Raw genomic sequence first — 18,290 nt, forward strand, 5'->3', positions numbered from 1 at the left:
ACCAGACCGAAGCCTGGATCCCGTTCGACTTGCATGTGTTAAGCACGCCGCCAGCGTTCGTCCTGAGCCAGGATCAAACTCTCCATTGTCAAATGTGTTTGTCCTGTTCATCCAAGCCCACTCACGTGGGCCGGGAACCGCAATGCCATCTGTTGCCAGATGAACACCACGGTGGCATGGTCATTCTTGCTTCCCTTGAACTGTCAAAGAGCAGATGCATTCCTGCTTGTTTCCAAGCGAGGACCCTCAAGGTATCGTCACCCGGAGGCAATGTCAACATCGTTTCCTAAAAAATCTTTTGGGAAGCGATGTCAATCCGCGTCGATTCGACGACGCGACAAGGCCGGTCAATATAGCGTCCCCATCGGTTCATGCAAGGGTCAGGGCTGCTTTCTCGCGACTCTGGCGGGCGCCCTGCCCTTGGCCCGGGCCGGGGCAACCACTTCCGTCCCGCGGCCCGACGGCCCGTCGGCGAACTCCACCAGGTGAAAGTCCACTTCGCGCGTCTCGGGATTGCTGCGCAGCACGCGCACCAGCAGGCGGTCCCCGATCCGGATGCTGCGCCCCAGCCGCCGCGCCCGCAGCTCCCAGCTGGCCTCGCGGTAGTCCCAGTAATCCTCGGGCAGTTCGGCCATGGGAATCAGCCCCTCGGCCAGCGAATCCTCCAGCTCCACAAAGACGCCGAAGCGCTCCACGCCGCGCACCAGGCCCCAGAACTCGTCGCCCAGGTGCCCCTGCAGGTAGAGGATCTGCTTGAGCTTGACCGCCGCCCGCTCGGCTTCCAGGGCCAGCAGCTCGCGCTGGGAGCTGCGCCGCCCGACCATCTCCAGCACGCCCGTGCCGGGGTCCGCCTCCCGCCCCAGCAGACGCTTCAGCAGCCGGTGCACCACCAGGTCCGGGTAGCGGCGGATGGGCGAGGTGAAGTGCGCGTACTGCTCGAAGCCCAGCCCGAAGTGACCCACGTTGTGCGGCGAGTACAGGGCCTTCATCATGCTGCGGAGCATCATCTGCTGCAGGAAGGGCGCCTCGGGACGGTCCGCCCAGCGCTCCATCAGCAGCTGCCAGTCCCGCACCGCGCCCAGCTCGGGGACGGGCTGCAGGCCCAGGTGCTCCAGCACCGCGCGGAAGCGCTCCAGTTTCTCGCCCTCCGGCGCGGCGTGGATGCGGAACAGGCAGGTGCGCCGCGCCTCCACCAGGCTGCGGGCCACGCAGCGGTTGGCCTGCAGCATGAACTCCTCGATCAGGAAATTCGCCTCGCGACTCAGCCGTCGGCCCACCGCCAACGGCGTGCCCTGGGCGTCCAGCGTGAAGACCGGTTCCGGCAGGGCGAAGTCCAGCCCACCCTTCTGGAGGCGCAGGCGCTTGAGCAACCGCCAGAGCCGGTTCATGTGATACAAGGAGCGCTGGATCTCGTCGGGCCAGCGTTCCAGTGTGTCACGCGCGGGCAGGGCCTCCAGCGGCAGGCCAGCCAGCCGCTCCTGCACCTCGTCGTAGCTGAAGCGTTTGCGCGAGCGGATCAGGCTGGGGGTCAGGCGCACCTCGCGCACGGCGCCGCGCGGACCGATGGTCATCAGGGCGCTGAAGCAGTAGCGGTCTCGCCCCTCCTGCAGGCTGCACAGCCCCGAGGAGAGCGCGTGCGGCAGCATGGGCACCACTTCGCCGGGCAGATAGATGCTCAGGCCGCGGCGCAGGGCCTCGCGGTCCAGCAGGCCGTCCTCGGCCACGAACTGCGACACGTCGGCGATGTGCACGCCCAGCAGCCAGCCGCCGTCCTCCAGCGCCTCGATGGAGACGGCGTCGTCGAAGTCTTTGGCGTCGGCGGGGTCGATGGTGAAGACGCAGCTCCCACGCAGATCCAGCCGCCCGGGCTGGGGCTGGATGTCCTCCTCGGTGAAGCGGCGCGCCTCCTGCTCCTGGGCGCGGCTGAAGCCCGCCGGCAGGTTGAACTCGGCCTTGATTCGCTCCTGGTGCCAGGCCGCCCCGGAGCCGCCCTCCAGGCGCTTCTCCACCTGCACCCAAAGTACGCCCGGCAATGAGGCCGGATCCGCGTCGGGCAGCACGCTCACGCGCAGTTGTTCGCCCGAGCGCAGGTCGTCCGGCACCCGGCCCTTGAAGCGCACCAAGCCGCCGAAACGCACGCTCTCCGGCAGCAGGATCCAGTCCGCCCCGTAGCGGGCCGCCCGCCCGACGATGCGTTCCAGCCGCCGCTCCAGCAGACCCAGCACGCGCCCCTCGCGCGAGCGGCCGCCGGCGGGCAGCAGGCGGGCCTCCACCAGATCCTCCTGCAGGTAGCGGTCCAGCTGGGAGCGATGTAGGAAGACCCGCTCGCTGCCGTCGTCGGGCTGCAGGAAGCCGTGCCCGGAAGGCAGGCGCAGCAGGACGCCGACCACCGTCCGGGCCGGTCCGCCGCCCAGCCAGCGCCGCAGATCGCCCTTGCGCAGCTCGCCGGCCTGCTCCATCTCGTCCAGCAGGCCCGTGAATTCGGCGTAGGAGAGGGGCTGGCCCAGCGTGTTGTAGAGGCCGCGGGTCTTGAAGCCCCGCTCCTGGGAGCGCATCAAGTCGAGGATGCGCGTCCGGGTGCGGGCCCGAGCCTCGGCGGCCTTGTCGTGGGGGGCCGCGGGCCGGGATTCCCGGGCGTGGGGCTTGGCGGGCGGGCGACGGCTGGACATGGGCGGCTCCTGGATGATCACGGGTGTTGGCCGGGGGCACCCAGAAGGTGGCGGATGGGGGGCGAAGGCGGAAGGGCGGCTACTCGGAGCGCCGGCCCACTAGGAAGCGCGGCCGGCCGGCCAGATCGGGGCGGATCTCGAGCCGCGAGCAGAGCGGGGCGAACAGCTCCAGCAAGGCCGGGGCCTGCTGCGCGCCGATCTCCAGGTAGAGCCGGCCGCCGGGCCGCAGCAGGTGCTCCAGCCCGCCCGCGAAGCGCCGGTAGAAGATCAGTCCGTCCTCGCCGCCGAACAGGGCCTCCTCCGGCTCGTGGCTGAGCTCGCGCTGCAGGCCGGCGCGTTCGCTCAGGGCCACGTAGGGCGGATTGGAGACCAGCAGGTCCCGGGCCTCCTGGGGCCAGTGCAGCAGCAGATTGAGGCGCTGGAACTCGATCCGCTCCGCCACGCCGTTCAGGCGGGCGTTCTCCCGGGCCACTTCCAGCGCCCCGCTGCTGGTGTCCACGGCCAGCACGCGGCAGCCGGGCAGTTCCTGGGCCAGGCTGATGGCCAGACAACCCGAACCCGTGCCCGCGTCCAGCACGGAGAGGGGACCCTGGCCGCGTTCGCCGGCCAGCACGTGGTCCACCAGCTCCTCGGTCTCCGGCCGCGGGATCAGCACGCGCGAATCCACCCGCAGCCCGGCCCGGCGGAAGGGCTGGTCGCCCAAGATGTACTGCAGGGGTTCGCCCGCCACGCGGCGCTGCAACAGGCCGCGCAGGCCGGCCTTCTCGGCCTCGTCGGGCACGCGGTCGTGGTCCAGGTAGAGATCCAGCCGCCGGCAGCCCAGGGCGCGGGCCGCCAGTTCGTCGGCCTCGCGCGCGGCATTCTCCACGCCGCGGGCGGCCAGCCAGTCCCGGGAGAGCCGCAGGAGCGCGGCCAGATCGGGGGGTGCGGGGTTCATTCGACCTCGGAACCCAGGTCCTCGAGGCGCTCCTTCAAGTCCGCCAGCCGCAGGGCGTCCAGCATCTCGGCCAGGTCGCCGTCCATCACCCGGTCCAGCTTGTAGAGCGTGAGGTTGATCCGGTGGTCGGTCAGTCGGTTCTGGGGAAAGTTGTAGGTGCGGATCTTGGCGCTGCGGTCGCCGCTGGAGACCTGGCTGCGCCGCTCCACGTCCTGCTTGGCCTTCTCCTCGGCCAGTTTGGCGTCGTAGAGCCGGCTGCGCAGCACCTTGAGCGCCTTGTCCTTGTTCTTGTGCTGGCTCTTCTCGTCCTGGCAGGTGACCACCAGGCCCGTGGGCAGGTGCGTGATGCGCACGGCGGAGTCGGTGGTGTTGACGCTCTGGCCGCCCGGGCCGCTGGAGCGGTAGACGTCGATGCGCAGGTCCTTGGCCTCGATCTGCACGTCCACCTCCTCGGCCTCCGGCAGCACGGCCACGCTGGCAGCCGAGGTGTGGATGCGGCCCTGGCTCTCGGTGGCCGGCACGCGCTGCACGCGATGCACGCCGCCCTCGTATTTCAAGCGCCCAAAGGCCTCTTCGCCCGAGATGGCGAAGATCACCTCTTTGAAGCCGCCCATGCCACCCTCGCTGGCGTCCAGCAGCTCCAGGCGCCAGCCCATCTGCTCGGCCAGCCGCTGGTACATGCGGAACAGGTCGGCGGCGAACAGGGCGGCCTCCTCGCCCCCCGTGCCGGCCCGCACCTCCACGATGCAGTTGCGGGAATCCGCGGGATCCCGCGGCACGATGAGCAGCTTGAAGGCTTCCTCCAGCCGCTCGGCCTCGCCGCGGGACTCCTCCAACTGGGCCTCCGCCAGCTCGCGCAGCTCGGGGTCCACTTCGCCGGTCAGCAGCTCGCGGGCCTCGCTGGCCTGGGCCACGGCCTGCTGCCAGGCCTTGCCGGTCTCGAGGATCTGGCTCAGGCGCTTCTGCTCGCGGGAGAGGTCGCGCCAGAGCTTCTGGTCCGCCAGCACCTCCGGCCGGCCCAGATCCTCCACCAGCCGCTCATAGCGCGCCGTCAGGCGTTGGAGTCGATCCTGCATGCTGCCTCCGGGGGTCGCTAGACGAAATCGATGCGAGAGTTCAGGCCGTCCATGGGAAGGTTCAGCGAGGCGCGAATGGCCACCACCGCCACTTCCAGCTGGGCGGCGTCGGGTTCCTGGGTGGTGAGGCGCTGGAACCAGAGGCCGGGGGCGATCAGCAGGCGCGCCAGCCCGTGGCCGCGCACCCGGTTGGACAGCTGCAGCAGCTCGAAGGACAGGCCGGCCACCAGGGGGATGATCGGCAAGTGCACGAGCAGGCGGTGCAGGACGCTGTCGAAGGCGCCGAAGGAGCGGATCCAGAACGTGTCGAAGACCGCGTAGACCAGCACCGTGGACAGCGCCACCACCAGCAGGAAACTCGTGCCGCAGCGGGGGTGGAAGCGCGTGTGCAGCTGGGCCTCCTCCACGGTCACGCGCTTGGTTTCCTCCCAGGCGTAGATCGACTTGTGCTCCGCGCCGTGGTAGGCGAACAGCGTGCGCACGTCGCTCCACTGGGAAATGCCCCAGAGGTAAGCCAGCAGCAGGCTGATGCGGAAGGTGCCGACCACCAGATGGAAGTAGACCTGGTTGCGATCCTGGCCCAGCAGCGTGCTGGCCAGGTAGGGCAGGTACATGAACAGCAGCAGGCCCACGCCCAGGGCCATCAACAGGGAGACGACGGTCATCACCCGCTGGCCCCAGGTGTGCTCGGTCTCGGCCTGGGCCCCGTTCTGGGAGATCTCCGCCGACCAGTTGAGCGTGCGGGTGCCGATGAGCAGGGATTCCAGCAGCGAGAGCGCCCCCCGGAGCACGGGCAGACGCAGCACGGGCCAGCGACGGCTAAGGGAGTGGAATTCTTCGCTCCGGACCAGGATGTGGTCGGGCGCGAGGCGGACCGCCGTGGCCACCCGGCCCGGCGCCCGCATCATGACCCCATCGATGACAGCCTGCCCGCCGATGTTGACGGGCAGCTCAGGGTCGTAGGGGGTCGCGGCGTCCTTCGTCGGGGCCACCCGATCTCCGCGCGTTGCGGTCTACTTGTCGCCCTTGGCGTACTTCTTGTAGAAACGGTCCACGCGGCCGGTGGTGAAGATCTGCTTCTGCCGGCCCGTGAAGAAGGGGTGGCAGACGGAGCAAAGCTCCACCTTCATGTCACCCTGGGTCGTGCGGGTCTCAAAGGTGTTCCCACAGGCACAGGAGACATTCGCCACTTCGTATTTCGGATGCGTCTTTTCCTTCGGCATCTTCGTGTCCTCGATTTTGAAGCCGTGAAGTATAGGCAAGTGCAGGTTTCCTTGCAAGCCGGTTTACTTCATCATGACCTCAAAGAACTCCAGGTTGTTGCGGGTCAAGCGCATCTTCTCCAGCATGAACTTCATCACCTCGACGGGATGCTTCTCCCCCTGGAGGTTGCGCAGGATCCAGATCTTGTTGAGCGTCTTGTCGTCCAGCAGCAATTCTTCCTTGCGCGTGCCGGACTTGTTGATATCGATGGCCGGGTAGATGCGGGCGTTGGACAGGTTGCGGTCCAGGACCAACTCCATGTTGCCCGTGCCCTTGAACTCCTCGAAAATCACCTCGTCCATCCGGCTGCCGGTCTCGATCAGGGCCGTGGCGATGATCGTCAGGCTGCCGCCGCCCTCGATGTTGCGGGCCGCGCCGAAGAATTTTTTGGGCTCGTAGAGGGCCACGGCGTCCACACCGCCCGAGAGGATGCGCCCGGAGTGGGGCACCACGGCGTTGTAGGCGCGGGCCAGGCGGGTGATGGAATCCAGCAGGATCACCACGTCCAGGCCGAACTCCACCATGCGCTTGGCCTTCTCGATCACCATGTTCGACACCTGGATGTGCCGTTCGGGCTTCTCGTCAAAGGTGGAGCTGATCACCTCGGCATCGATGTGCCGTTGCATGTCCGTCACTTCTTCCGGGCGCTCGTCGATCAAGAGGACGATCAACATGATTTCCGGATGATTCGTGGTGATGGAGTTGGCGATCTTCTGCAGCAGGATGGTCTTGCCCGTGCGGGGCGGGGCCACGATCAGGCCACGCTGCCCCATGCCCACCGGGGTGAACAAGTCCATGATGCGCATGGAATATTCTTTTTGCTCGCGCTCCAGCTTGATCTTCCGCTCCGGGTAGAGCGGGGTCAGGTTGTCGAAGAGCATCTTGTCCCGGCACTCGTCGGGATCGTTGTAGTTGACCGCCTCCACCTTCAGCAGGGCGAAGAAGCGCTCGTTGTCCTTGGGCGGACGGATCTGCCCGGAGATCACGTGGCCTTTGCGCAGGCTGAAGCGCTTGATCTGCGAGGGCGAGACATAGATGTCTTCGGGCCCGGGCAGGTAGTTGGACGCGCCCGAGCGCAGGAAGCCGTAGCCGTCGGGCAGGATCTCCAGCACGCCCTGGGCGAAGATCGCGCCGTCCTTCTGGGCCTGGGCCTCGAGGATCTTGTAGACCAGGTCCGACTTGGAGAGGCCGCCCGGATTGTCCACGCCGAAGGACTTGGCCAGGTCGAAGAGCTCGCGGATGGGCCGCTTCTCCAGCTCGGCGATGTTCAGCTTGGGACCCTCGTTGCCGTTGCCCGTGGTGACGATGGTCTCCGAGCCCTCGCTCTCCACCGGCAGGCCCGCCGGCGCCGGTTCCGGGGCCGCGGGGCGCACGAGCTCGGGCAGGGGGGTCTGCTCCTCGTCCTGCGGCCCCAGCACGGGATCCAGGTCGTTGCGGGGCTGGAAGCCGGCGTAGGGGCCGGGCCGCGTGTTCATACCCGGGCGTCGAACGCGTCCCTGCGGGCGATCGCCATTGCGTTGTTCGGACATGGGTCGATCCTTACCAGTTCTGGGTCAGCATCACAGGGTTGCCGTCGGGGTCGTGGAAGGTGGCGTGCCGGCGCGCCCCCTCTCCACCCTCGACATCCGCTTCAAATTCCACGCCCCGGCCCTTGAGCGCGTCGCAGGCCGTGGCCAGGCTCACCACCTCGAAGACCGGGCAGGCGCCGCCACCCCGGGGCACGGGACCCCCGAAGGGCCAGACCTGCAGGCCGAAGTCCACGCCTTCCGCCCCCGTGGCCAGGAAGGCCCAGCCGCCGGCTTCGTCCAGGTAGCTGAGCTTGAGCCCCACCTGGTCGCGGTAGAAGGCCACCGCGGCCCGCAGGTCGGAAACCCAGACCCAGACCAGCGCCAGTTGCTTCAAGCCTTCCAGTTCCACCTCGCGGCGGCCCCGGCGCGGAGCGCGTGTCGTCTCGCTCATCCGTCCCTCTCGTCGCACCAAGTGATGGGGTTGCTCCGGCGTTCCTGCGCCACCGTGCTGGTCGAGCCATGGCCCGGCAGCAACAGCGTGTCGTCCGGCAGGGGAAAAATCCGTTCCCGGACGCTGCGCACCAGTTGGGCCAGCGAACCGCCGGGCAGGTCCGTGCGGCCGTAGGTCCCTTCGAACAGGGTGTCGCCGCAGATCAGTCGCGGCCCCTCGGCCGTCAGGAAGCGGAAGCAGACGCCGCCCGGGCTGTGGCCCGGCGTGTGCAGCACCTCGAGTTCGCCCGCGCCCAGGGCCAGGCGCTGGCCGTCGTGCAGGGGTTCCAGCGGCTCGGGCACGGCCTCCAGCTGGTAACCGTACCAGGCGCCCTGATCCACCAGGCTGCGCACCAGGAAGTGGTCCGCCGGGTGCGCGTGAACCGGACAGCCGTAGCGCCGGACCAGCAGGGCGCAACCCGCCGCGTGATCCAGATGCCCGTGGGTGAGCAGGATGCGCTCCAGTGGGCGCCCCCGCTCCTCCAGCCGCTCCAGCAGTTCGCCGGCCTCCATGCCGGGATCCACCACCACGACCCCGCCGCTGGCGGGGCTCAGGAGCCAGGCATTGGTCTCGAAGGGGCCCAGGGGCAGGGCTTCCACCTGGAGCGGTCCCACCGGGCTGAGCAATTGGTTCACGCCGTTCCGCTTCGCTTGACCATCCGTCTCGTCAGGGGAACATCGTTGGGGCCGAAGGCGGGACTACAGGTCACACCTGCTTCCGAATCGGCCACAAGGTATGGCAATTGATGGGAGGGCACAAGGCCCCTTCGAGGGCTTCGAAGGGGCCTTGCTCATGATTCCGCGCCGCTCAGGAACGCTGCGCGCCGCGCTACTTTGCGCCGCGCTCCTGGGCGTCCACCACCGTCACGGCGGTGAGGTTGACGATTTCCGCCACGTCCGCCCCGCGCTGCAGGATGTTCACCGGGTAGTCGTTGCCGATCAGGATCGGCCCCACCGCCACCGCGCCCGCGGCCTTGATCAGCAGCTTGTAGGCGATGTTGGCGCTGGTCATGTCCGGGAAGATGAGCACGTTGGCCTCGTCGTCCAGGCTGTTGAAGGAATAGAGCCCGCTGAGCAGGTCGGCCGAGAGGGCCGTGTCGGCCTGCATGTCGCCGTCCACCTGGAAGTCCACGCCCCGGGCGTGGAGCAGCTCCACGGCCTGGCGCACGCGCCGGGAGGTCCCGTCCGCCGTGCTGCCGAAGTTGGAGTGGCTGAGCAGGGCCACGCGCGGCTCGTAGCCGAACTGACGCGCCAAGCGGGCCGTGCCCACGGCGTACTCGGCCAGATCCTGGGCCGTGGGGTTGACGTTCACCGTGGTGTCCGCCACGAACAGCACGCGGTTGCCCACGAAGAGCACGTAGATGCCCGCCGCCCGCGGGGCCTTTTCGCCCTTGCCGTAGAGCAGCTGCATCACGGGCCGCAGGCTGTCCGGATAGTGCATGTCCGCGCCGGAGACCAGGCCGTCGGCCAGGCCCTGGCGCACCAGCATGGCGGCCAGCACCACAGGGTCGTGCCGCAGCTGCTGGTCCGCCTCGCTCAGGGTGATGCCGCGCCGGGCCCGCAACTGGTGCAGGGCGCCGCTCAGCTCCTGGTGCTTCTCGTGCCGGCCGGGATGGATCACGCTGACCTTGCCCAGGTCCAGATCGTGGTGCGCGGCCCAATCGGCGATGATGTCCTGCCGCCCCACCAGCACGGGGTGGGCGATCCCGTCCGCCACCAATTGCTTGGCGGCCATCAGGATCTTCTCGTTCTCGCCCTCGGGGAAGGCGATGCGCTTGGGGGCCGTGCGGGCGCGGTCCTGCACGCCGCCCATGATCGCCATGTGGCGGCCCAGGCGTTTCTGCAGCGTGCGCCGGTAGCTCTCGATCCAGGCGTCCACGTCGCCCACCTCGATGCGGGCCACGCCGGTCTCGATGGCGGCCCGGGCCACGGCGGGGGCCACGAAGAGCAGCACGCGGTGGTCGAAGGGCTTGGGGATGATGTACTCGCGGCCGAAGGAGAAGGGCACGTTGCCGTAGGCGCGGAACACGCTCTCCGGCACGTCCTGGCGGGCCAACTCGGCCAGCGCCTTGGAGGCCGCCACCTTCATTTCTTCGTTGATTCGCCGGGCCTTGACGTCCAGCGCGCCGCGGAAGATGAACGGGAAGCCCAGCACGTTGTTGACCTGGTTGGGGAAGTCGCTGCGTCCCGTGGCCATGATGATGTCGTCGCGCACGGCCTTGGCCTGGGCGGGCATGATCTCGGGATCGGGATTGGCCATGGCGAACACCACGGGATCGGGCGCCATGGAGCGGATCATGTCCTGGGTGAAGGCGTCCTTGGCGGAGAGGCCCACAGCCACGTCGGCGCCCACGAAGGCCTCCTCGAGGGTGCGCAGGGAGGTCTCCTTGGCGAAGATCTCCTTGTACTTGTTGAGCTTGTCGCGCCCCTTGTAGATCACGCCGTTGGTGTCGCACATGGTGATGTTCTCAAGCTTCGCGCCCAGCCGGACGTAGAGCTTGGAGCACGAGATGCCCGAGGCGCCCGCGCCGTTCACCACGATCTTGATCTCGCTCATCTTCTTGCCCACCAGCTCCACGGCGTTCACCAGGGCCGCGGCGCTGATGATCGCCGTGCCGTGCTGGTCGTCGTGGAAGACCGGGATGTCCAGCATCTCGATCAGGCGCTCTTCGATCTCGAAGCACTCGGGGGCCTTGATGTCCTCCAGGTTGATGCCGCCGAAGGTGGGCGAGATCAGCTGGGCGCACTCGATGATCTTCTCAGGATCCAGGGTGTCCACTTCGATGTCGTAGACATCCACATCGGCAAAGCGCTTGAACAACACGCCCTTGCCTTCCATCACGGGCTTGCCGGCCAGGGCGCCCAGGTTGCCCAGACCCAGCACGGCCGTCCCGTTGGAGAGCACGGCCACCAGGTTGCCCTTGTTGGTGTACTCGTAGGCGTCCATGGGATTCTTGTGGATCTCGCGGCAGGGTTCGGCCACGCCCGGCGTGTAGGCCATGGAGAGGTCGCGGGCCGTGGTGCAGGGCTTGCAGGGCACGGTCTCGATCTTGCCCTTGCGATCCCGGGAATGATATTCGAGCGCTTCTTCACGGGTGACCATTGGATCCTCGTTTATGCTTGGAAAGGGTTGTGTCGTGTCGAGTCCGGGCCGCCCGCGGCGGGCGTCTGGCGCGATTTCGCGTCCGGCGCGATTTCGCGTCAGGCGCGTTACGCGCTCGGGATGTTCTGGTACACGCGCCGCTGGACGAAGATGTCGAGCAGCGTGGCGTCCACTTTGCCGTGGCCGGCCTCCCAGTTCAGGATGTCCAGCGCGGCCTCGTGGGAGACGGCCTTCTTGTAGGGCCGGTCCGACGCGGTCAGGGCGTCGTAGATGTCGGCCACGGTCATCATCCGGCTGCCCACGGGGATCTGCTCCGGGCCCAGGCGGCGCGGATAGCCGCTGCCGTCGAGCTTCTCGTGGTGGGCGTAGGCGATCTCCGGGACCTTGGCCAGCCCGCGGGTCCAGGGGATGCGGCGCAGGAAATTCCAGGTGTGGGTGACGTGGCTCTGCATGTCGTCCCACTCCTCGGGCGTCAGGCTGCCGCGCGGGATGGACAGGATGCGCAGCTCGTCGGCGTCCAGCAGCGGGCGCGACTGGCCCCCGGCGTCCAGGAAGCAGTGGGCGTGGACTTCCTGCAGCTGGGCCGGCGCCTCGGCAGGCAGGACGCTGGGCTCGTTGGCCTGCTGCACCAGCCGCAGCCAGCCCTCCAGCCGCCGCAGCTCCGCCTGCAGCTCGGTCTCCAGCGGATCCAGGTCGCGCTGGCCGCCCAGCAGGGCCTCCAGCTTGCGCCGCAGCACGCGGATCTCCGTGTCCTGGCGCAGCCACTCGAAGCGGCTGACCAGCTCGGTCATGCGAAAGGTCAGGAGCTTCTTGGGCTTGGTCAGGACTTCCTCGCGCACACCCACCTTGCCGAAGTCGTGCAGCAGGCTGGCGTAGCGCAGTTCCTTCAGGCTCTCCTCGCTGAAGGACTGCTCGGCGTAGGCGCCCTCCGTGGCCTGATCCACGGCCCGGGCCAAGCCCACCGTGAGTTCGGCCACCCGGAAGCTGTGGCCGCTGGTGGTGGGGTCGCGGGATTCGATGGCGGTCACGCTGGCCTCCACGAAGCCCTCGAACAGGCGCTCGATGTCGTGGTAGAGGCGGTTGTTCTCGATGGAGACCGCCGCCTGGCCGGCGATGGCCATGATCAGATCCTTGTGGGGCACCGTGAAGGGCACCACCAGCTCCTCGAGTTCGCGCAGGTCGGCCGCGCGCCGCTGGCCGTCGCGCTTGGCGTTGATCAGCTGGATCACGCCCAGGATCTGCCCCAGGTGGTTGACCAGCGGCACCACCAGCATGCTCTTGGTGCGGTAGCCCACGTTGCGGTCGTAGGAGGGGTCGAAGCGGTATTCGCACTCCTCGCCCAGCTCGTAGACGTCCTGGATCAACAGAGGCACGCCCGTGGACGCCACGTAGCCGGCCAGGCTGCGCAGGGTCAGGGGCATGGTGAATTCCTCGTAGCGCCGGTTCTGCAAGAGCGAGCGCGTGTCCGTGATGCTGAAGCGCAGGCGCGGGCCCTCGTCGCTCTCCTCCACCAGGAAGATCGAGCCGGCGTCGGCGCCGGTCAGATCCATGCTCTTGCTGAGCATCAGGCGCAACAGGCGGCGGTGGTCCTTCTCCGCCGTGAGCTGCTTGCCGATGGTCAGGATCTCGTCCAGGTCGCTGCTGTAGCGGTCCAGGCAGCCTTCCAGGGCGGCCACGGTCTCGCCGGCCATGAACAGGTCGTAGAGGCTGAGCAGGCTCACCGCCGCGGCGTCCGGCCCGGCACCCGGCCCCAGCACGGAGTGCAGCAGGCCCTCGGCCAGGCCCGCGCTCGTCCAATCCGCCAGGGAGCCGGCGAACACCACCCGCAGCTGGAGGGGATCGAAGGGTTCCAGCAGGGCCGCCAGCCCCGGCACGGCCTGGAGGTCGGCCGGAGTCAGCAGCAGGGCCACCTGGACGCCAGCCTCCGGGACCAGCTCCTCCAGGCGCTCCAGCAGCCGGGGATGCACCACGGTCCCGGCCAGCCGGGAACTCAGTTCCTCCAGCCAGTCCGGGCGGGTGAACAGGATGCGGAAACTGTCCTGAAGTGCCGGCACGTGTGTCTCGTCCTTAATGAAGCGGGTCCAATGTACGGCTGCCGTGACGGCCAAGCCACTCCCGGCGGCGCTTGTCGCACATCTCCGGACCCGCTTTTGGGGACGGGGGCTCACGGGAAGACGCAAAGAAATCCGAAGGGAGAGGGTCTGCTGACGTGGTCGTGGTTCTGACTGCGCCAGGCAGCCACTCCCGGGGCGGCCTGGCCACTGCTCAGGCCATTGCCTTCGAGGCCTTCGTCCGCTTCGTGGACTTCATGTCCTGCAGGCCCTTGGCGACCTTCACGCCCAGCAGGGGAGCCAGGAAGCGGCCCGTGTGGCTGGCCGGATTGGCCGCCACCTGCTCGGGCGTGCCCGTGGCTACCAGCCGCCCGCCCTTGGCGCCGCCCTCGGGTCCCAGGTCGATCAGGTGGTCGGCCGTCTTGATCACGTCCAGGTTGTGCTCGATCACCACCAGCGTGTTGCCCTTTTCCACCAGCCGCTCCAGCACCTGGAGCAGCAGCTGGATGTCGGCGAAGTGCAGGCCCGTGGTGGGTTCATCCAGGATGTAGATGGTGCGCCCGGTGGCCCGCTTGGACAGCTCCGTGGAGAGCTTGACGCGCTGGGCCTCGCCACCGGAAAGCGTGGTGGCCTGCTGGCCCAGGTGGACGTAGCCCAGCCCCACTTCCAGCAGGGTCTGCAGGCGGGACTGCAGGCGCGGAATAGCCGCGAAAAATCCCGCCGCCTCCTCCACGGTCATGTTGAGCACGTCGGCGATGGACTTGCCGCGGTACTTCACCTCCAAGGTCTCGCTGTTGTAGCGCCGGCCCTTGCAGACCTCGCAGGGCACGTAGACGTCGGGCAGGAAGTGCATCTCGATCTTGAGGATCCCGTCGCCCTGGCAGGCCTCGCAGCGCCCACCCTTGACGTTGAAGGAGAAGCGACCGGGCACGTAGCCGCGCATCTTGGATTCGGGCAGTTCGGCGAACAGGTCGCGGATCAACGTGAACAGGCCCGTGTAGGTGGCCGGGTTGGAGCGCGGCGTGCGGCCGATGGGGCTCTGGTCGATGACGATGGCCTTGTCCAGGTGCTCCAGCCCGCTCACCGGGCCGTGGGGCATGGGGAGCACGCGCGTGCCCATCAATTCCCGCGCCAGCAGTTTGGAGAGGGTCTCGTTGATGGCCGTGGATTTGCCCGAGCCCGAGACGCCAGTCACGCAGGTGAAGGCGCCCAGCGGGATCTCCAGGTCGAGGCCCTGCAGGTTGTTGCCCCGCAGGTCGGCCACGCGCAGGAACTGGCCGTTGCCCGGCCGGCGGACGGTGGGCACGGGGATCAGCCGGTCGTCCTTCAGGTAGCGCCCGGTGACGCTGAGCGGGTTTTCCATGATCTGGGCCGGCGTGCCCTGGCTGACCACCTCGCCGCCGTGGATGCCCGCGCCGGGCCCCAGGTCCAGCACCTCGTCGGCCTGCAGGATGGTGTCCCGGTCGTGCTCCACCACGATCACCGTGTTGCCCAGGTCGCGCAGGCGCAGGAGGGTCTGGATCAGGCGCTCGTTGTCGCGCTGGTGCAGGCCAATGGAGGGCTCGTCCAGGATGTAGAGCACGCCCATCAGCTGGCTGCCGATCTGGGTGGCCAGCCGGATGCGCTGGGCCTCGCCGCCGGAGAGCGTGCCCGCGGCCCGCCCCAGGCTCAGGTACTCCAGGCCCACGTTGACCAGGAAACCCAGCCGCTCGCGCACCTCCTTCAGGATCGGCGCGGCGATGAGCTGCTCGCTGCCGCCCAGTTGCAGGCCCTCCATGAAGTTCAGGGCCTGCTGGATGGAATCCCCGCACAGCTCCATGATGTTGCGTCCGCCCACGGTCACGGCCAGGGATTCGGGCTTGAGACGCTGCCCGCCGCAGGCGGCGCAGGGCCGGCTGCTCATGAAGCGCTCGATCCACTCGCGGATGGACTGGCTCTGGGTCTGGCGGTAGCGCCGCTCCAGGTTGGGGATGATCCCCTCCCAGGTGCTGGAGTACTCCCAGAAGCCCTTGCCCTGGCGGGCCTGGCCGCGGAAGCGGATCTCCTCCTTCGACCCGTGGAGGATCACCGCCTGGTGGGCGGGTTTGAGCTGCTTCCAGGGCGTGTCCAGGCTGAAGTCCAGGAACTGCCCCACCTGGGCCAGGGCCTTCAGGGTCCAGATCTCGCCGTGGGCCGAGTCGCTGCCGTCGCCCATGGTGCCGATGGCCCCGGCGCGCAGGCTGCGCTCCGGCGCCACCACCACCAGCTCCGGGTCCAGCACCATCTGGTGCCCGATGCCCGAGCACTCGGTGCAGGCGCCGAAGGGGCTGTTGAAGGAGAACAGGCGCGGCGCCAGCTCCTCCACCGAGATGCCGTGCTCGGGGCAGGCGAAGTGCAGGCTGTGCAGGCGCTCCTCGGCGGGCTCGCCCTCGAAGAGCACGCGCACCAGGCCGGAACCCAGGTTCAGCGCCGTTTCCACCGACTCGAAGAGCCGGGCGCGGATCCCGGCCTTGGTCACCAGGCGGTCCACCACCACGTCGATGTCGTGCTTGAAGGTCTTGGCCAGGCCCTGCTCCACCTCCTCCAGCGGCAGCACCTTGCCGTCCACGCGCACGCGCAGGTAGCCCTGCTTGCGCACCTGCTGGAACAGGTCGCGGAACTCGCCCTTGCGGCCGCGCACCAGCGGGGCCAGGATCTGCAGGCGCCGGCCCTCGGATTCCTGCTCGATCAGGTTGACGATCTCCTCGGGGCTCTGGCGGTGGATGGGCCGTCCGCACTCGGTGCAGTGGGGCACGCCAATGTTGCCGTAGAGCAGGCGCAGGTAGTCGTAGATCTCGGTGACCGTGCCCACGGTGGAGCGCGGGTTGCGGTGGGTGGACTTCTGCTCGATGGAGATGGCCGGCGAGAGGCCCTCGATGGAGTCTACGTCGGGCTTTTCCATCAGGCCCAGGAATTGCCGGGCGTAGGAGCTCAGGCTCTCCACGTAGCGCCGCTGGCCCTCGGCGTAGAGGGTGTCGAAGGCCAGGCTGGACTTGCCGGAGCCCGAGAGCCCGGTGATCACCACCAGCTTGTTGCGCGGAATGATGACGTCGATGTTCTTGAGGTTGTGCTCGCGCGCGCCGCGCACGTGAATGCAGTCCATCCCGCCCTCGCTTGTCCCGACACAAGTCGGGGACCCGTGTTTTCCACCTTTCTGCTGGCGCCAGAAGGGGGAACCAGTGGCCGTCATCCCCCGGCTTGACCGGGGGATCCCCTGCCTTCGCCTTTCATCCCGGAGACTGCCGGCTTGCCTTGTTTTCCACCTTTCTGCTTGCGCCAGAAAGGTGGAGCCAAAGAGGCGCTTTTTCTCAACGGCTAGAGTCAGGCCACCTCGCGGTGGCCTTCCGCTAGCCGCAGTTTGGCCTTCCTGTAACCACGTAGTTGGTTCCGCCTGACGGCGTCACCACCTGGTTCTGGTTCAGGCCTGCGGCCTTCACCTTACATGACCCAAATCCTCTACGAGCCTTCGAGACTTCGTGCGCAAATGGACTCGCGGACGTGTCAACCCGACCCAGGTCAAGCCCAATGCAAACTGTGCCTCTGTGCCTCTGTGGTGAAGAGCCACACCAAGTCGACCGACCGTCATCCTGGTGGCTGGCGCGCACCTTGATTTCCACCTTTCTGCTGGCGCCAGAAAGGTGGAGCCAAAGAAGCGCTTTTTCTCAACCGCCAGAGTCAGCCCGCCTCCCGGCGGGCTTCCGCTGGCGGCAGCACTGTCTTCCTGCAACCACGTAGTTGGTTCGCCTGACGGCTTCACCAAGGTTCTGGTTCAGGCCTGCGGCCTTCACCTCACGTGACACAAATCGTCTTCGAGCCTTCGAGACTTCGTGCTCAAAATGACTCTCGAATGTGTCAACCCGACCCAGGTCAGGCTTAACAGCAACTGTGCCTCTGTGACCCTGTGTTGAAGAGACGAACGAAAATCTCAGCTGATCACCACGTTTACTCCACCAGTCGAACGAGCCACTCATCCAGCAGCAGCCACTCCTCCGGCCGCAGGCGCAGAATCTCGCCCGTCGCCCTGGGCGGCCGGCCCGGCGTGCCCGGCGCGAACAGGCCGCCCAGCGCACGATCCCGGCCCCGGGCCGATTCCAGCCGCGGGCCGCCCAGCCGCCGCACGCGCTCGCGCAGCCCCTCCACCCGCCGGGACCCGAAGCGCGCCTCCAACCGGCCCAGATCCAGCCCACCGCGCCAGCGCAGACCCACGTAGAGGGCCTCCAGCCAGGCCTCTTCGCCGCTCAGCGGCTCCTCGGGCCAGTCCGGCGGCCGGCCTTCCTCCACGGCGCGGGCGAAGGTCCGCCAATCCGCCGGGAAGCGGCGCCGGCGCCGGCGGCCGGCCTCCGTCCAGGCGCTGACCGCCGAGGGCCCCACCGCCAGCACGTCGCCCTCCCACCAGTAGGACGAGTTGTGGCGGGCGGCCTGACCCGGCCGGGCGAAGTTGGAAACCTCGTAGTGCCCATAGCCCGCCCGGCGCAGGGTGCGCGACAGGCGAAGATACAACCGGGCTGCCCGCTCCGGCTCCAGCGGGGCCGTCTCCCCCATTCGGCGCCGCGCCTCCAGCCGGGTGCCGGGCTCCCAGCCCAGTCCGTAGGCCGAGACGTGCTCGGGCTCCAGCGCCAGCAGGGACTCCAGCTCGCGCGCCAGCTCGGCCTCGGTCTGGCCCGGCAGCTGGTAGATCAGGTCCAGACCGCAGGCCGGGATGCCCGCCGCGCGCACGGCCGCCCGCACACGGGCCGCCTGGCCGGGGGTGTGGGCCCGGTCCAGGAAGCGCAGTAGGGTGGGCTGGAAGCTCTGCACGCCCAGCGAGGCCCGGCTCACGCCCAGCCGGGCCAGGCCGTCCAGCCAGGGCCGGCGCACGCTCTCCGGGTTCATTTCCACGGTGATCTCCGCCCCGGGCAGCAGGCGCTCGCGCACGGGGCCAGCGCCCAACAGGCCGCGGAAGAAGGCCGCCGGCAGCAGGCTGGGCGTGCCTCCACCCACGTAGACTGAGTGCAGCGGCCGTCCCCGCCAGGGGGGCTGCTCCAACAGGCGCGCCGTGGCCGCCAGCAGCGCGGCCCCCACCCGGCCCACCTCGGCGGGTTGCTCGGGCGGCAGGCTGTAGAAGTCGCAGTAGCCGCACTTCACGGCGCAGAAGGGGGTGTGCAGGTAGAGGCCGAAACTCATGGGGGACTTCCGA

General features: G+C 68.3%; 12 protein-coding genes and 1 rRNA gene. All 13 read right to left on the reverse strand.

All coding sequences use genetic code 11. The features are described from left to right. Positions 1-89: ribosomal RNA gene (locus WC326_15890) — 16S ribosomal RNA — on the reverse strand; the annotation flags it as partial. Positions 90-380: 291 nt separating this feature from the next. Next, on the reverse strand, positions 381-2,669 hold the full coding sequence (locus WC326_15895) for a VacB/RNase II family 3'-5' exoribonuclease (protein ID MFA7332550.1): 2,289 nt from the start codon (positions 2,667-2,669) through the stop codon (positions 381-383). Positions 2,670-2,748: 79 nt separating this feature from the next. Continuing rightward, entirely contained in the window at positions 2,749-3,606 is an 858-nt protein-coding gene (gene prmC / locus WC326_15900) for a peptide chain release factor N(5)-glutamine methyltransferase (GenBank protein ID MFA7332551.1), read from the reverse strand. Further along, on the reverse strand, positions 3,603-4,682 hold the full coding sequence (gene prfA, locus WC326_15905; GenBank protein MFA7332552.1) for a peptide chain release factor 1: 1,080 nt from the start codon (positions 4,680-4,682) through the stop codon (positions 3,603-3,605). The genes prmC and prfA overlap by 4 nt, the downstream gene beginning before the upstream one ends. Positions 4,683-4,699: 17 nt before the next feature. Beyond that, positions 4,700-5,674, reverse strand: a complete 975-nt coding sequence (locus tag WC326_15910; GenBank protein MFA7332553.1) for a DUF1385 domain-containing protein — start codon at positions 5,672-5,674, stop codon at positions 4,700-4,702. 21 nt (positions 5,675-5,695) lie between these two features. Next, positions 5,696-5,905, reverse strand: coding sequence for a 50S ribosomal protein L31 (rpmE, locus tag WC326_15915; GenBank protein ID MFA7332554.1), 210 nt, complete (start codon positions 5,903-5,905; stop codon positions 5,696-5,698). 63 nt (positions 5,906-5,968) lie between these two features. Further along, a complete protein-coding gene (gene rho / locus WC326_15920; GenBank protein ID MFA7332555.1) occupies positions 5,969-7,474 on the reverse strand; it encodes a transcription termination factor Rho in 1,506 nt (501 codons plus the stop codon). 10 nt (positions 7,475-7,484) lie between these two features. Beyond that, positions 7,485-7,904 carry a VOC family protein gene (locus WC326_15925; GenBank protein MFA7332556.1) on the reverse strand — a complete coding sequence of 140 codons (420 nt, stop codon included), beginning with the start codon at positions 7,902-7,904 and terminating at the stop codon, positions 7,485-7,487. After that, positions 7,901-8,578 (reverse strand): MBL fold metallo-hydrolase, encoded by a 678-nt coding sequence (locus WC326_15930; GenBank protein MFA7332557.1) that lies wholly within the window; start codon positions 8,576-8,578, stop codon positions 7,901-7,903. The genes WC326_15925 and WC326_15930 overlap by 4 nt, the downstream gene beginning before the upstream one ends. Positions 8,579-8,771: 193 nt before the next feature. Next, positions 8,772-11,045: an NADP-dependent malic enzyme gene (locus tag WC326_15935; GenBank protein ID MFA7332558.1), complete on the reverse strand. Its 2,274-nt coding sequence runs from the start codon at positions 11,043-11,045 to the stop codon at positions 8,772-8,774. Positions 11,046-11,152: 107 nt separating this feature from the next. Beyond that, the gene (locus WC326_15940; protein ID MFA7332559.1) at positions 11,153-13,099 is read right to left on the reverse strand and encodes an HD domain-containing phosphohydrolase; all 1,947 of its coding nucleotides are present in this window, start codon (positions 13,097-13,099) and stop codon (positions 11,153-11,155) included. A 211-nt stretch (positions 13,100-13,310) separates the two neighbouring features. Continuing rightward, positions 13,311-16,217, reverse strand: coding sequence for an excinuclease ABC subunit UvrA (gene uvrA, locus WC326_15945; protein ID MFA7332560.1), 2,907 nt, complete (start codon positions 16,215-16,217; stop codon positions 13,311-13,313). An 839-nt stretch (positions 16,218-17,056) separates the two neighbouring features. Next, positions 17,057-18,277 (reverse strand): coproporphyrinogen-III oxidase family protein, encoded by a 1,221-nt coding sequence (locus WC326_15950; protein ID MFA7332561.1) that lies wholly within the window; start codon positions 18,275-18,277, stop codon positions 17,057-17,059. Between the last annotated feature and the right edge of the window lie 13 nt (positions 18,278-18,290).

The sequence above is a fragment of the Candidatus Delongbacteria bacterium genome (assembly GCA_041675285.1).
Classification (GTDB): domain Bacteria; phylum CAIWAD01; class CAIWAD01; order CAIWAD01; family CAIWAD01; genus CAIWAD01.

Coding starts and splice junctions, on each gene's coding strand:
- uvrA (MFA7332560.1), bottom strand. CDS start 16,217: ATGGACTGCATTCACGTGCGCGGCGCGCGCGAGCACAACCTCAAGAAC.
- WC326_15895 (MFA7332550.1), bottom strand. CDS start 2,669: ATGTCCAGCCGTCGCCCGCCCGCCAAGCCCCACGCCCGGGAATCCCGG.
- WC326_15925 (MFA7332556.1), bottom strand. CDS start 7,904: ATGAGCGAGACGACACGCGCTCCGCGCCGGGGCCGCCGCGAGGTGGAA.
- prfA (MFA7332552.1), bottom strand. CDS start 4,682: ATGCAGGATCGACTCCAACGCCTGACGGCGCGCTATGAGCGGCTGGTG.
- prmC (MFA7332551.1), bottom strand. CDS start 3,606: ATGAACCCCGCACCCCCCGATCTGGCCGCGCTCCTGCGGCTCTCCCGG.
- rho (MFA7332555.1), bottom strand. CDS start 7,474: ATGTCCGAACAACGCAATGGCGATCGCCCGCAGGGACGCGTTCGACGC.
- WC326_15950 (MFA7332561.1), bottom strand. CDS start 18,277: ATGAGTTTCGGCCTCTACCTGCACACCCCCTTCTGCGCCGTGAAGTGC.
- WC326_15935 (MFA7332558.1), bottom strand. CDS start 11,045: ATGGTCACCCGTGAAGAAGCGCTCGAATATCATTCCCGGGATCGCAAG.
- rpmE (MFA7332554.1), bottom strand. CDS start 5,905: ATGCCGAAGGAAAAGACGCATCCGAAATACGAAGTGGCGAATGTCTCC.